Below are 15,093 nucleotides of genomic sequence, written 5' to 3'. Positions count from 1 at the left end.
GTCATGGTTGTATATAGTGGCGCCGGCTGAACGCCCGCGCAAAGTCCAGCAAGTCCTCATAGCGCTCGACGGCATGGATATCCCAGCCCTGCTCGCGGCGCGCGCGCTTTAAATCATCGTAGGTCTGCTGCAGCCACTTGTGGCTTGCCGCGCCCTCCCAGTCGCGCGCCAGGTTCAGGGCCATGGTGCCGCCAGCGCCGCCCTGGGTCAGCGCTTTCGCCGAGATATCCCAGCCGCTGTTGCCCAGTTCATCCTTGTCGAACATGGTGGTGATGCCATCGTCGGAAATCATCAGGATGTGCGCGGGCCGTTCGCGCCTGGCCGCATAGGTCTTGCGCAGACAATGGATGGGGAAACAGGTGCCGCCGCCAAAAAATTCCGTCAGCACGCCCAGGATCAGGTCTTCATCGCGCACGAAGCCGGGCGTCTGCATTACCTGGTTCTTGCCGCTCCACAGGGTCACCTGGACTTTCGCGCCGGCGCGCAGGGCGGACAGGGCGATGACGGCGCCGGCCAGTGTCAAAAACGAGGTGTGCGCCTGCGGGTTCGGCATGGAGCCGGAACTGTCCACGTACATGTCCAGGTCGACGGGCACGGCGTCGATGGCGCGCGCCGGCTCGCGGCCGTACACGCGGCGCACGGTGGTTACGCCCGGCACGGGGCGCGGCGACTGCATCACGGACTGCAGCCAGTCGATGTCTTCCAGCGGATCGCCGATTTCCCACGCTTCCAGCCCTTCCATCTGCGGCTCCTGCGACTCGGGCGCGGGGCGGCAGGGAAACGCCACCAGGTGCGGCAAGGCCCGCTCGCGGTAGTAGCGGATGGCGATCTCATGGTCGCTCAGGTCGATGCCCGAGGCCTTCAGAATATCGCCCAGCTCGAACGGTTCGCGCAGCTGGCCGCCGCCCTGCCTGGCCGGCGCCTCGCCTTGCGGTTCCTCGCCATCGAGGCCCGAGACGCGCTTGTCGTGCACGGGGTGGATGGCGCCGCCCTCCTCGTCATCCTCGATCTGCTGCGCGCCATACGTCTGGCAGCCCCGGGCCGCGTCGCGCGTGTCCTGCAGATAGCGGCTGGGGCCCAGGGCGTCCGTATCGTCGACCAGGTAGGGCAGCAGCAGGGTGGCGAAGCGGCCCGCCGCCAGCATCCAGTCGTTCGCGTACACGCGTATCAGGCGCGCGCCCAGCCAGGCATCCGTGTCCAGGCGCTCGTCGGCCTCGTTCTCAGCCCCTGCTCCGCCCAGCTCACCCTTTTCCAGCTGCCACAGGTTTTCATAGATGCGCATGTACAAAGTCCACACGCCGCCGCTCTTGGCGTCCGCTTGCGCCGTGCGCCCCTGCTGCAGCTTGCGGTAGATGTCGGCCATGCGCAGGTTTGCCTGGCGCTGCAGGCGGTCGTTGATGAACAGGTCCGTGTACAGGTTGGCCACCATGGGCGCATGCTGCTCCAGGGTGGGCAAGGCGCGGCGCATGCGCGCCAGCAGGCGGAACTGGTCGCTCGCGCTGCCCGGCGCGAGGATGTGGTGGCCGATTTCATGGGCGAGGATTTCCAGCGCATAGCCGTCCAGCCCCAGTTCCGTCACCAGCGGCAAGTCCACCACGACGCTCTGGTCCAGCAGGCGGATCATGGCGAAGCTGCCGGACAGCCCCTGCTTGCTGGCCTCGACGCGGCTGGCGCACAGGCTGGGGTCGCGCAGGCGCGTAAACTTGCTCCACACGGCCAGGGCCGCGGGCCAGGCGGCGCGCCAGGCCTCGATCAGCGCTGTGTCGGCATCGTTCTTCATGCGAGCGGCAGCAGGCGGATCGCGTGCGTCCATGGCGACGTGACGGCGACCGTATGCGCATTGGCGGCGATGGCGATGTCGCCGGCCGGCACATCGAGTTCGATGCGGCGCGCGCCGATATGCAGGGTCGCCCCGTCGAGACGCACGGACGCCGGCGCGCCCGTTTGCGCCTGCTCGAACTCCGGCGCCGTGGCGCTGTGCAGCACGGCGCCATAGGCGTCGGCCACCAGCAGGTAATGGCGCTCGGCGCTGCGCACGATAAAACCATCCGCCGCAGCGCGCACCTGCGGCGGCGTGCCGAAGTCGCCACCGAGGCCTGTGAAGCTGCCGAACTCCCTGCCCTCCGCATTGCCGCGCCAGGGATTGCCCAGCAACTGCGCATGCACCTGCGGCCATGACGCACCGGGTTCGCCAAAGGCGGCCAGCGCCAGCGCGGGCGGCAAGGTATCGGCGGCGGCCAGCGCACCCAAGCGGAAATGCGCGACGCCGGCGCGCCATGCCAGCACCTGGCCCACGGTGCGCAGCTGCGTCACGGAGGCGATCTTCGGCGCCAGGGCGGCCAGCTCGCGCTGCCACTGCGCGGGACGCGCGCCCGCCACGGAGGCGATGTGGACGGCGGCGTTGCTGAGCATGCCCAGCACGTCGATGGGCGCCGTCGCCAGCAGCGTAGAAAGCTGCGGCGCCAGCTCGCGCCAGACGGTATTCAAGAACGGGTTTTTCGCCGCCGGACCGGCCAGGCCATGGCCCACCAGTTCCAGGGCCATGTCGTAGGCGGCCAGGGTCGCGCCGCCCGCCCGCTCGGGCGCGGCGGCGGCCACGGCGACCACCAGCGGATCGACGCAGTCGCGCAAGAAAGCGCCAAAGGCGGCCAAGTCGAGCGCGGGAAAGCGCCGGCGCGCTTCCGCCGCGCGCGCATTGAACTGGGCGCGGCCGCCGGCAAGGATCGCCGCAAAGGCAGGAGAGATCATCGTTGCACCTCAGTCGCTGTGCGAAAAGTGCAGCAGATAGCGTTCATCGCCCAGTTCGAACGCGATCTCGTCCCAGTGGATCGCGTACCAGAAACCGGAGGGCGGCGTCATCGTCACGGCGTACGGCGAAAAACCGCCCAGCGCCTCGTCGAGCGATGCGAGGAAGGCGGCCACCAGCTGCGCGCGGAAGCGTGCCGGCGGCGCCGCCTGCATGTGCCGCGACGAGAAAAACCAGCGCTGGCACACTTGTTCCAGCTGCGCGCGTCCGCACGGCGCCAGCTTGATCTGCCACAAGGGGGCCGGCAAGTCGCGTGCGGGCTCGATGACGTGCAAGGCATAATCCTCGACGCGCAAGCCCAGCGCCGTTTCCATATCGGGCGCGTCTGGCAGGCGTGATAATTCGTAGCTGGCGCACAGGTCGCTCGCTTCGCCATTGAGCATGGCCAGCGCTTCCAGGAAGCCTTGACAGTGCGGCACGCTCATTGCGAACGCAGCCAGCTGCGGTAATTGGTATAGCGCTGATGCAGGTATTTGAGCTTGAGCAAATCGTCGTACAGGGGGCCGTACAGCTTGCGCCCTTTCGTGCGTTCGCCGATCAGCTTTTCGATGCGGTTCAGGCGCGCCAGCGTTTCGCGCTCGCTGATGCCGTCAAGGCCCAGGTCGAATTCGGCCGACAGCGCGCCAACGGGATCGTCGCGGTCCAGGTCCAGGCGGTTGAATTCATCGTTCGACAGGTCGAACAGGCGGCGCAGCCAGCCCAATCTGTCGCTGCGGTAGGCGGCGTTTTCCGGCAGCGCGAAAAACGGCGCGTCCGGGTCCGGCTGCAGCTTGTTATGCAGGACGAAGGGCAGCACCTGGCGCAAGTCTTCCAGTGCCACCTCGCCATTGCCGCGAAAATATGCCATGGCCTTGGCGTAGATCAGGAGCGCCATCAGGGTGCGCACGGAGATGCCGTTCAAAGTCTGGCAACCGAGATCCTTCAAGCGGTCGCGCCCATTGTCGGCCGCCTGCGCGGCACCCCGGTCGGCGCCCGCTAGGCGGGCCGTATCCTTGGTCATGTATTCGAACTGGCCGCCGGCCGTCTCGAAGAGTTCGAACTGGCTGGCAAAGAATTCCAGGCGCCGGCGCACGGCGTCGGGCACGGCTACCTGGCGGATCGCCGAGACTATCTGGTCGACCTCCCCTTCCGTGAAGATGATATCGGGCGGCACCAGCTCTTCGGGACGCACGTTTTCTTCCACGCGCAGCAGCAGCTCGTTCAGGAAGCGCGGATTGAAGGCCAGCGCCTGCACCGTCACGTCGACCCGGTCGCGCAGCGCCTCGATCACCTGGTAGGTGCCGCCCCCCTGGTCGTCGTTGGCCGTCAGATACCAGGCCGCTTCCGGGCATTCATAGATATGGTTCAGCACTTCCGCGTAATTGTCGCCCATGACGGTGAGCAGCGCGCTTTGCGTGCGCGTGGGGATGCGGTTGTATTCATCGACGATCTTCACGCGCATGCCCAGCCAGGCGCGCCAGGCGATGCGGATATCGTCCATGCTTTGCGCGTTGACCAAGTCCGCGGGCAGCGGATTGCCCAGCAAATCGGCCACCGTCATCTGAGGGTGGCCATGCTGCATGGCGCGTTTCACCTCCTTGACGGTGGAACCGGCCAACACGCCCATCAGCAAGGCGCTGGCCGTCTTGCCCCGCCCCGGCCCGCCGACGAACAGGCATTTGCGGCGCGTGGCAAAGGTCAGCAGGGGCAGCAAAATAAAACTGGAATAGCTTTGCGCCGACGGTAAATTCAGGGTACGGCGGCTGTCGCCCACGGAATACGTCTGCGATGGGCCATCGTTGTATTCGATATCGTAATGGGGGCTGATGATGGCGTGGTTGACGATCCAGAAATATGCCTGACGCAGCTTTTCATCGAAAGGCCGCGCTTGCGCCTCGCCTTCCGCGCCCAGCGCGATGGGTCCCTGGTACAGGTCCGCCACGTCGAACTGCCGCGCGGCGGGCGCGGCCTTGGGCTTGGTGGGGGCTTGCGACAGGCGCTGGAACAAATTAAAGGCTGACATAATGTACAGACAACGTGAGGGAAATGAAATTATTGCATATCGTTCCCATTACGCCTTGTTCAAATCGACAACGGTTTCGTCCAGCTTGCGCCAGCGCCACCAGCCCAGCGCCACGCAGGCCAGCAGCAAGGCCAGCAAGCCCGCCACTTCATGGCGGATTTCATACAGCGAGGCGCCCATTTGATTTAGCGCGACAAAACCCTGGATGCCGGCCGTGGACGGCAGCAGCCAGCGCAGCCATTGCAGCACGACGGGCATGGACGAGACGGGCCAGGTCAGGCCCGCGAGGAAGAGCACGGGCATCGACGTGGCGATCATCAGCTGCGTGCCCCGTTCGCGCGTGCGGAACAGCATGCCCAGCAGCATGCCGAACGCCGCTTCCGCCAGCGAGAACAGCACCAGCAGCAAGAGCATGCCGCCGAAGTTGCCGCCACGGGGGTAATCCTGGAACCAGAAGACGAAGCCGAAGAAATAGCAGCAGTTGAGGAAGGCCACGCAGGCAAACGCCAGCAACATGCCCAAGTAGCCACCGGCCGTGCGCCGGCCTGCCACGGGGAAAGTCTTGCGCTGATACCAGGTACCGAACAGCATGGTCATGCCGATCAGCAATGTCTGCTGCACAATAAGAGTAGCCACTCCTGGCACGACATAGGCGCCATAGCCTTCCTTGACGTTAAACAGGGGCACGGCGTCAAAGGCGATGGGCGAGCGCTGCTGGTTGGCCTGGATGGTGGATGGCGTGCCGGCGCCCAAACGCTTGAGCTCGATCCCGGCCGACACCGTGCCCACCACTTCCGCCAGGCCGTTCAAGGCCACCTTGTTGAGCATCAAGTACAAGCCATTGCCGGCCACCTGCGCATGGGCGGCGCGGCCGGCCAGCACGTCCGTCTGCAAACCGTCGGGCAGGATCAAGACGCCCATGACCTTGTCGCGCCACAATAAATCCTGCGCGACGGACAGGTCCGGCGTGACGGCGATCACGTCCAGCGACGGATGGGCCATGGCAAAGCGCGTCAGCTGGCGCGACATGGCGCTGCGGTCCTGGTCGACGACGGCCACGGGCACGCGCTGGACGATTTCCGTCGAGTATGGCAGCGGATAGAAGAAGGAATAGATGATGCCGCCGATAAACAGCAAGGTCAGCGCGCCCTTGTCCGTCAGCATGGCGCGCCAGGTGGCGAGGAAGGATTGCCACATCATGTGCGGCCCCATGCCGCCGGCGCATGCGCGCGGCGCGCCAGCAGGAATACGCCCACGGCGCCGCAGCCGATGGCAAAGCCGGCCAAGATCAGCATTTCCTGCACGCCATAACGCCACGGCGCGCCGGCCAGCCAGTATTTCGTCTGCAATTGCAGATAGTGCGTGAGCGGCAAGGCTTCCGCCCAGGCCCGCGCCGGCGCCGGCATGGCCATCAGGGGAAAAGCCTGGCCCGCGAAGGCGAAGGCCGGCGCCGTAATAAATGCCGCGCCCGACAGGGCCAGGCGCAATGACAGGGTGGCGGCGATCAGCAAGGTGGCCAGGCCGCAATACGCGAACACCAGCAGCAGCATGCTCAGCAGCAAGGCCGGCAAGCTGCCCGCCACGGCCCAGCCCCGCGCCAGGCTGAAGAACAGCAGATACAGCAGCGCCAGCGCGCAGTAGGCGATGAGGGGGAACAGCAGCTTGGCGCCGACGGCGCGCAGCCAGCTGCCCTTGGCCGAGGCCAGCCATTGCGGCACCGTGCCGTCGCGCAACTCGCGTCCGATGGAGGTGACGACGGCGACGACGATGAAAATCTGCAGCATGGCCGGCATCAAAGCCAGCGTCAGAAACGCTTCATAGCTGATGTTTTCATTGTATAGGCTGTTCAGTGTCGTGCGTATCGGTTCGAACTGGGCCGCCGCCTGCACGCCCGACATGCCCTTCTTCACGCGCGCCGTCATCTCTATGCCGGCCGACAAGGTCGTGCTGACCGTGCGCACGTCGCGCAGCAAGGCGCCCGCGTGCGAGGAAAACTGCGCGTTGTACAGCCATTGCACGGTGGCTTGCCGGCCGCCCAGCAGTTTCTGTTCGAAATCGTTCGGAATCAGCAGGTAGCCGAACGCCGTGCGTTCGCGCAAGCGATGCAGGGCTTCGTCGCTCGACGCCACCTTGGCCGCCACCGCGATGCCGGGCGAAGCGTCGAGCCAGCGCGTGAGCTGGCGCGACAAGGTGGAGTTGTCGTTATCGATGACGACGATGGGCAAGTCGCGCGCGATGCCGGCGGAAAACACCAGCCACAGCATGCCGCACAGCACCACCGGAATCCAGCTGAGCATGCCGAAGTCCCAGAAGTCGCCGCGCAGCCGCGCCCACTCGCGCGCCAGCGCAGACACCGGGCCCTTATCCGCTTCGTTCATCGCGTATCAGAGCGGTGGAAACACGACCGACATGCCAGGACGTAAGCCCTCGACCTTGATGGCAGGGCGCAGCCGGATTTCAAACGTGCGCAAGTCCGTGCCGCCCGGGCGGGCCGCGCGCCACGTGGCAAAATCGGGCAGCACGGCCACGGAACTGACCTTGAAGCTCACTTGCTGCTTCAAGGCCGGCACATTGGCCGTATGCGTGCTGCCCATGGCAAACGCGGCCATTTCATCTTCGCGCACCTGCAGCACGGCCCAGGCGTCGTCGAGGTTCACCAGGGTGATCACGGGGAAACCTTGCGGCGCCAGCTCGCCCGGCTGTATCTGGATCTTGCTGACCTGCCCGGCCACTGGCGCGGCGATCTTCGTTTCGGCCAGGGCGATCTGCGCTTCCGTCAGCACGGCGCCCACCTGGCGCGCCTGGGCGGCGGCAGCCGTCTTGTCTTCGGGACGGGCACCCTTTTGCGCCATATCAAACTGGGCGCGTGCCGCTTGCGCCAACTGGTCGGCGGCGCGCCATTGCGCTTGCGCCTCGTCGCGTTTCTGCTGGGCAATCACGCCTTGCTCGTACATATTGTTGACGCGGGTGTACGTCGTTTTGGCGATGGTGGCGCCCGTTTGCGCCCGTTCCCAGTTGGCTTTCGCGGCGGCAATTTCCTCGGGCCGCGCACCGGCTTGCGCCTTTTGCGCCACGGCATCGGCTGCCTGCGTGGCGGCCGTCGCTTGCGCAACCTTGGCATCCACTTCCGGACTCGTCAGCTGGAACAGCAGCTCGCCTTTCGGCACCGTCTGGCCCAGCTTGACGTACAGCTGGCCCACCCTGCCCGGCACTTTCGACGAGACATTGACTTCCTGCGCATCCATCTGCCCTTGTAAGGGCAGGCGCTGCGGCTGGAACGCCTGGTACAAGCCCCAGCCCACGAAGCCCAGGACGAGGATGGCGGCGACTATGGCCAATGGTTTTTTGGAGGTGCTCATTATTATTTGTCCACAGGTAATTGGATATCGGCCGCGGCGGCCAGGCTGCCCAGGCGCTGCGTCTCGCCCGTCGCTTCCAGCAATTGCGCCAGCCCCATCACGTAGTTATAGGCCGTCTGCGCGCGCTGGGTCTCGACCTTGGCCAGGTTCAGGCGCGCGTCGACCACTTCCAGCGACGTCACCTGTCCTTGCTGGAAGGCGACTGTTTGCAAGCGGATATTCTCGCGCGCCAGTTCCACCGACGAGGCCGTGGACAGGTACTGGATGCGCGCGTTTTCCAGCGCGCGCCAGTTCTTTTCGATCAGGGTGGGAATGTCGCGCTCGGCCTGGCGCGCCACCACTTCCACGCGCTCCTGGTCGAGCTTGGCGGCGGCGATCATCTTGCCCGTGTTGATGCGGTGCACGAGCGGCACGGCCACGACGAGGCCGATGGCCCAGTTCGAGCGCACGAGCTTTTCGTTGCCGCGATTCAGGTTGTAATTACCGATGGCAAACACGGTGGGCGCGTACTCCTTGCCATGCAGCTTCAAGGCTTGCTCGGCCTGCACGCGCTTGCTGTCGATCTTTTTCCAGTTCGCGTTTTCGCGCATGCCCGTGCTGATGAACGATTGCAAGGTGCCCACCGGCAAGCTGTTGACGAACAGGGGCGTGCTGGGAAGCACTTGCGTATTGACGGCGAGCAAACGGTCAAGCGCCACTTGCGCGATTTCCTCGTCGCTGCGCGCCTGCGCCTCGTCGCTGCGGGCGCTGTCCAGGGCCACGTCGGCACGCAGGCGTTCCGCGCGCGAAATCAGGCCGCCCTTTTCCAGCCGGGCCGCATCGCGCTGGTGCTGCGTCACGCCGGCCGTCACTTCGGCCCGCACGGCCACCACGCGCTTGGCCAGCAACAATTGAAAGTAACGCTGGGCCACCAGGGTGGCCAGCTGCTCTTCCGCTTCCGTGCGCTCGGCCTGGGCGGCCAGGGTCAGGCTCGATGCAAGCCCCTTGACGGCGTCCAGGCGCCCGCCCGTGTAGATGGGCCACATGCCCAGCAAGCCGAACGAGGTCAGGTCCGTCACCACTTCGCGGCTCAGGGAATTGGGAATCTGCGGCTTGGGCAAGCCGGGAATCGATGGCAGCACGGATTCGATGCCGCCCACCACGCCGGACAAGCCGCTCGTATCGATGTTCAAGTCCGTCGACAGGCGGCCGCGAAACGCCGTCAGGTCCACGGAAGGACCGTCGATATTCGACAACGCCTCGGCCTTGAGGGTTTTCGCGCGCACGTCGAGCGCGGCGCCCTGCACGGCGCCCGAAGCCTTGGCGGCCTGCTGCAGCGCCTCGTTAAATGTCAGCGGTTCCGCCAGGGCGGGCATGGCCGCGCCCAGCGCGCTCGCCAGCAATAATGATAAGTGTCCTTGCAATCTGCCCATGTAGCGTCCAGTCAATGAATGAGGGGAAAGCACGGGGTTGCCATGTTTATACTTTCACAATAGCAATTATATCCACGGATGTCCATTCCAGCCTGCACTGTTGGTTACGCAAGCTGACAGACAAAAACGGGCGCCGCTTGCGGGGCGCCCGTTACCGTCGATCAATGCGTAAAAAGCTTATTTTTTCGCTTTCTTGGCGCCCTTGCCGCCCTTTTCCTTTTCAAACACGGCAAAGAACTCGGACGCCATGCTGCGGATGGCGCGGCCGATATTCGCATAGTCGTATTCGTTCAGGTTGGCCAGCGAGACGCGGCCGGACGGGTGCGTCGTGCCGAAACCGCGGCCCGGCAGCAGGATGACGCCCGTTTCCTCGGCGAGGCGGAACAGCGCTTCGTTAGGTTTGAGTTTTTTCAGCAGCCACTGCGAGAATTCCTCGCCATGCATTTGCGCGGCCAAGGATTCCATGTCCAGCAAATGGTAGTAGCGCACGGAATTGGCGTCGTGCACCATCGGCAAGCCCAGTTCGCGGTACAGCGCCTGCTTGCGGCGCAGCACGATATGTTTCATCGATTGCTTGTACTTTTGCTCCTCGTCCATCAGTGAGAACAGCGAGAACAGGGTCATCTGCGCTTGCACGGGCGTGGACAGGCCGGCCGTGTGGTTCAGCGCCACGGTGCGGCTGTCGGCCACCAGGCGGTCGATGAATTTCAGCTGGCGCGGTTCCGTCGTAATCGAGTGATAACGCGCATCGAGCTGCTTCTTGATGGTTTCCGGCAACTTGGCGATCTTGTCGTCGAGAATATTGTTTTCATGCGTGGCCACCACGCCCATGCGCCAGCCCGTTGCACCGAAGTATTTCGAGAACGAATACACGAGGATGGTGTTGAACGGGCAGATGGCGAACAGCGAGACGAAATTGTCGGCGAAGGTGCCATACACGTCATCGGTCAAAATGATCAGGTCCGGGCGCTTCTTGATGATCTTGGCGATGTAGTCCAGCGTCTCGTCATCGATCTTGACGGAGGGCGGGTTGCTGGGGTTGACAAGGAAGAAAGCTTTCACTTTCGGGTCCAGCAGCTTGTCCAGCTCTTTCTTTGTGAATTGCCAATTGTTCGATTGTGGCGCGTCAATATGCACCGTGTTCAGCTTGTAATCATTGAGCTGCGGAATCTCGATGTAGGGCGTGAAGATCGGCATGCCCAGGGCAATCGTGTCGCCTTCCTGGATGAGGTGGTTCGACTTCAGGCTGGCGAACAGATAGGTCATGGCGGCCGTGCCGCCTTCGACCGCATACATGTCGAAATTGCCGACGAAGGGGTGCTCGCCGATCATTTCGCGGTGAATATACTGGCCGACGATTTTCTCGGACAGGCGCAGCATGCGGTCCGGCACCGGATAGTTACAGCCGAGGATGGCTTCGCACATTTCATAGATGAAGTCGCCCGCGCTCAGGCCCAGCTGGTCGCGCACGTAGGACACGGCCGCCTCGATGAAATGGACGCCGGGCGTGCCGTCGTTCTTGCGCACGAAGATTTCAAAGCGCGCCTCGATGCCCTCGCGCGTGGGGAAGCCGCCCACGCCCTCCATGTACACGTAGGAACGTTCCGCCTCCGTCATGGCGAACTGGCCGAACTGGAAGAAGCCGTGGCGCGGCGTCGTCGCCAGGAAATTCGGATTGCCGCGGCCCGCGTTCAGCATCAGGCGGTTGCTTTGCTTGGCCGTCTGGATCAGCGCATCCTTCAGTTCGAAGGGGCTCAACAGGGCGAGTTTGCTTGGGTTACTGAAATCCATTTCTGCTACTCCTTATTAGACAAGTGAGGAGGCCCCGTGCGGGCGGCCTGGATAGTACGGATACTCGCTGACTCAGACGAAGGCCACGACTAGCGGCCCCAGCAAGGTCAGGAAAACGTTGGCCAAGGCATAGGTGATGGCAAAGGGAACGGTGGGTATCGAGTTTTGCGCAGCATTCAGCACTTCGCCGAACGCGGGATTGGCGCTGCGCGAGCCGGACAGGGCGCCGGCAAAGATGGCAACGTTGTCATAACGCAAGATATAACGGCCGATCAGCATGGTCAAAATCATCGGCAGGATGGTCACGACGACGCCCACGCCGAACAGCGTCAGGCCGTGTTCGCGCACGGTTTGCACGGCTTGCAGGCCGGACGTAAGGCCGACGACGGCAACGAAGCCGGCCAGGCCCAGGTCCTTGAGGATTTGCACCGCGCCGCTGGGCATGTAGCCGAAGGTCTGGCGCTTGGCGCGGAACCAGCCGAACACGAGGCCAGACAGCAGCACGCCGCCGCCGCTGCCCAGGGTCAGCGGAATCGAGCCGATGCGCGCCACCAGCAAGCCCACGAGCAGGCCGACGACGAGGCCGGCGCCCATGTAGACGAAGTCCGTCTTGGCGCTCGGCACGATCATATAGCCCACTTCGGCCGCCACGCGCTTGACGTCCTGCTCGGCGCCATAGATGGTTACCACGTCGCCCGTCTGCACCACGGTTTCCGATTGCATGGGCAGGATCTTGCCCATACGGCTCAGCTGCACGACAAAAATGCCGTGACGCACGCCTGGCGCCGTGGCGCTGCGGATTTCACCCACCGTCTTGTTGTGGTAAGCCTTGTTGGTCAGCACCATGTCGCGGCGCTGCATCACCAGTTCCATGCCTTCGACGGCATGCAATTCCTTGCCCAGCTGGGAAGACACGCTGAGCATCGCTTCACGGCGGCCCACCAGCAGCACGATGTCGTCGGCCGCCAGCACCAGGTCCGGGCTGACGTCGATGATCTGGCTGTTGCGCTTCACGCGCTCGATGGTAATCGCCGTGTTCGGGTTGGCGCTTTCGATTTCCGCCACGGAGCGCCCGGCACCGGGGCCCACGGCATAAATGCGGCCGATCAGGTCGGGCGCGGCCGGCGTCTGGCCCGGCCCCAGCACCTGCACGCCCGCCTGCAGCGCCGTTTCCGCCTTGATCGCATCTTCGCGGATGGTGCGCCCCATGAGCTTGGGCAAGATATTGACGCAGACGATGATGGCGCCGAACGAGCCGAACACATAGGTGACGGCATAGCCGACGGCCACGTTGCCCTGCAGGCGCGCCACTTCGTCAGCCGCCAGGCCCAGCTTGGTGATCGCGTCGCCGGCCGTGCCGATGATGGCCGACTGTGTCAAGCCGCCCGCCGCCACGCCGGCCGCCAGGCCCTTGTCCAGGCCGAATATCTTGGCCATGATCACCACCGTCAGCAGCGCCGTCACGGCCAGCACGACGGCCAGGATGATTTCGCGCACGGACTGGCGGCCCAGGGAATTGAAGAATTGCGGCCCGCTTTCATAGCCGACCGCGTAGATGAACAGCGCGAACAGCACCGATTTGACGCCAGGATCGATGGCGACGCCCACCTGGCTGACGAGCACCGCCACCAGGAGTGAACCGGCGACCCCGCCCAGCTGGAACGAGCCGAACTTGATCTTGCCGATGTAGTAACCCACTGCCAGGGAGAGAAACAAGGCAATTTCCGGCGACTTCTTGAATAACTCGTGCAACCATTCCATGCTGACCGCCTTTCGTGTTGAAGGAATTCTTTACTGCGTGCGCCCTTGCGGGCAGCTTATGCGTGCACCGAGCCGGCCAGGGCCACGATGAGCGGTCCCAGCAGGGGCAGCACCACATTCGAGATGGCATAGGTAATCGTGTAGCCCAGCAAGGGCGTGGAATTGCCGGCCGCGTTCTGCACGGCCGACAGGGCGGGCGTGCTGCACTGCTGGCCGGCGATGGCACCCAGCAGCACGGGCGCTTCCAGCTTCAGGAAAAAGTGGCCTACCAGCAAGGAAATCGAAGCGGGGATGACGGCGATCAACACGCCCATCAAGGGCAGCGACAGGCCGTACTGGCGGATCAGGTCGATTGCCTGCGGTCCCGACGCCAGGCCCACGCAGGCGATGAAGGTGGCCAGGCCGACATCCTTCATCATGTCGAGCGCGCTCGGGTGGATGCCCGGCATGCCCGGCTTTCGCGCCTGGTACCAGCCGAACACGAGGCCCGTCAGCAAGGCGCCGCCGCCCGTGCCCAGCGAAAACGGGATGCCGCCCAGCTTGGCACTGAAGCCGCCGATGTACACGCCGAGCACGATGCCGATGCTGGCGTAGACGATATTGCTGCGCTCGCCCGTGGGCACGCGCTTGCCGATGGCGGCCAGCGCCGCGTGCAGTTCGCGCCCCTCCGTCGTGCCATACAGGCGCAGCACGTCGTCGCGCTGCAGGGCCAGGTCCGGCAGCGGCGGCATGCTGTGCTCGCCACGGATGACGGCCGCCACGTGCACGCCGGTAGGCAAGGCCAGCTGGCGCAGGGGCTGGCCGACCAGCGCGGCTTGCTGCAGCACCACTTCGACGGCGGAAACGGCCATGTTCAAGCCCGTCGTGTCGGCAAATTCCTCGCCCAGGATGGCTTCGGCCGCCACCAGCGCGGGACGGTGGCCGATCACCAGCACTTCGTCGTTATTGCGCAAGCGCAGTGCCGGCTCCAGCGGCAATACCTTGCCGTGCCGGCGCACGCGCGTGATGCTGGCGCGGCCCGCAAAAATATGCTGCAAGGCGTCGAGGCGGCGGCCGGCACCCCGGCTGATGCGGTAGGCGCGGCCCACCATTTCCGGCGTCGCCTGCATCCCGTCGCCGTCGGTTTGCGCGCCGCCCATCTTCGCCCACAGCTTGTCGGCTTCCTCGCGCAGGTTGATGCGCAACAACAGCGGAAAAATCTGGCTGGTGACGATGACGATGGTGATCAGGCCGAAGATATACGTGATCGAATACGCGGTGACCACGTTGGCCTGCAATTCGGCAATACGGGCCGCCGGCAGCGCCAGCTTCGAGATGGCGTCCGTGGCCGTGCCGACGACGGCCGATTCCGTCGCCGCGCCCGCCATCATGCCGGCCGCCGTGCCCTGGTCCAGGCCCATGAGGCGCGTGGCCAGCAAGACCAGCGCCAGCACGGCCACCACTTCGATCAGGCACAGGATTCCCAGGCGCAAGCCCTTGGCATTCAGGTTGGCGAAGAACTGCGGGCCGCCCGCATAGCCGAGGGCAAAGATAAACAGCATGAAGAAAACGTTTTTCACGCTGGCGTCCAGCGTGACGCCCAGCTGGCCGATCAGCAGCGCGGCGATCAGGGTGCCGCACACGCCGCCCAGCTGGATGGGACCGAAGCGTATCTGCCCTACCGCATAGCCGAGCGCCAGGGCCAGAAACAAGGCCAATTCCGGAACCTGGTGCAATACCGACGCGATCGAATCGAGCATGGGCAATCTTTCGAAAAGATACGGATGGTTACAGAAAATCAGGGCGTTCCAAGGCTGGCGGCAGCTTGCAGAAAAACGCGCGCAGGGGTACCCGCAGAGGCAACTCAGCTGCCTTCGTCGGGGAAAATGTTGTAATGCAGAATCATGTTCGGTGAAAATTTTATAAGTGTCAACAGGTGTTCTGTTGAATTCGCTTTGCGATTCATCAAACTTCCTGCGCACG

General features: G+C 64.4%; 11 protein-coding genes. All 11 read right to left on the bottom strand.

Translation table 11 applies throughout. From position 1 onward, the window contains the following. Window position 1: 1 nt before the first annotated feature. Complete coding sequence (locus BXA07_RS19365; protein WP_076570022.1) at window positions 2-1,780, bottom strand: VWA domain-containing protein; 1,779 nt, start codon at window positions 1,778-1,780, stop codon at window positions 2-4. Continuing rightward, window positions 1,777-2,748 carry a hypothetical protein gene (locus BXA07_RS19360; protein ID WP_076570020.1) on the bottom strand — a complete coding sequence of 324 codons (972 nt, stop codon included), beginning with the start codon at window positions 2,746-2,748 and terminating at the stop codon, window positions 1,777-1,779. The genes BXA07_RS19365 and BXA07_RS19360 overlap by 4 nt, the downstream gene beginning before the upstream one ends. Window positions 2,749-2,757: 9 nt before the next feature. Continuing rightward, window positions 2,758-3,225, bottom strand: coding sequence for a hypothetical protein (locus BXA07_RS19355; protein ID WP_139335657.1), 468 nt, complete (start codon window positions 3,223-3,225; stop codon window positions 2,758-2,760). A gap of 2 nt (window positions 3,226-3,227) precedes the next feature. Continuing rightward, window positions 3,228-4,808: an AAA family ATPase gene (locus BXA07_RS19350; RefSeq protein WP_076570017.1), complete on the bottom strand. Its 1,581-nt coding sequence runs from the start codon at window positions 4,806-4,808 to the stop codon at window positions 3,228-3,230. 48 nt (window positions 4,809-4,856) lie between these two features. Further along, entirely contained in the window at window positions 4,857-6,008 is a 1,152-nt protein-coding gene (locus BXA07_RS19345; protein ID WP_083708419.1) for an ABC transporter permease, read from the bottom strand. Beyond that, the gene (locus BXA07_RS19340) at window positions 6,005-7,186 is read right to left on the bottom strand and encodes an ABC transporter permease (RefSeq protein WP_076570013.1); all 1,182 of its coding nucleotides are present in this window, start codon (window positions 7,184-7,186) and stop codon (window positions 6,005-6,007) included. Before BXA07_RS19340 ends, BXA07_RS19345 begins: the two co-directional genes overlap by 4 nt. Window positions 7,187-7,192: 6 nt before the next feature. Continuing rightward, on the bottom strand, window positions 7,193-8,167 hold the full coding sequence (locus BXA07_RS19335; protein WP_076570012.1) for an HlyD family secretion protein: 975 nt from the start codon (window positions 8,165-8,167) through the stop codon (window positions 7,193-7,195). A 2-nt stretch (window positions 8,168-8,169) separates the two neighbouring features. Further along, the gene (locus tag BXA07_RS19330) at window positions 8,170-9,579 is read right to left on the bottom strand and encodes a TolC family protein (protein ID WP_076570010.1); all 1,410 of its coding nucleotides are present in this window, start codon (window positions 9,577-9,579) and stop codon (window positions 8,170-8,172) included. A gap of 177 nt (window positions 9,580-9,756) precedes the next feature. Then, entirely contained in the window at window positions 9,757-11,370 is a 1,614-nt protein-coding gene (locus tag BXA07_RS19325) for a bifunctional aspartate transaminase/aspartate 4-decarboxylase (RefSeq protein ID WP_076570008.1), read from the bottom strand. A 72-nt stretch (window positions 11,371-11,442) separates the two neighbouring features. Next, a complete protein-coding gene (gene aspT, locus BXA07_RS19320) occupies window positions 11,443-13,131 on the bottom strand; it encodes an aspartate-alanine antiporter (protein WP_076570006.1) in 1,689 nt (562 codons plus the stop codon). A 56-nt stretch (window positions 13,132-13,187) separates the two neighbouring features. Beyond that, the gene (aspT, locus tag BXA07_RS19315; protein ID WP_076570004.1) at window positions 13,188-14,870 is read right to left on the bottom strand and encodes an aspartate-alanine antiporter; all 1,683 of its coding nucleotides are present in this window, start codon (window positions 14,868-14,870) and stop codon (window positions 13,188-13,190) included. Window positions 14,871-15,093 lie beyond the last annotated feature (223 nt).

This window comes from Janthinobacterium sp. TND4EL3 (assembly GCF_900156175.1).
Classification (GTDB): domain Bacteria; phylum Pseudomonadota; class Gammaproteobacteria; order Burkholderiales; family Burkholderiaceae_D; genus Janthinobacterium.
The sequence above is the reverse complement of the archived record's forward strand: the minus strand, read 5'-3'. Positions and strand labels throughout refer to the sequence as shown.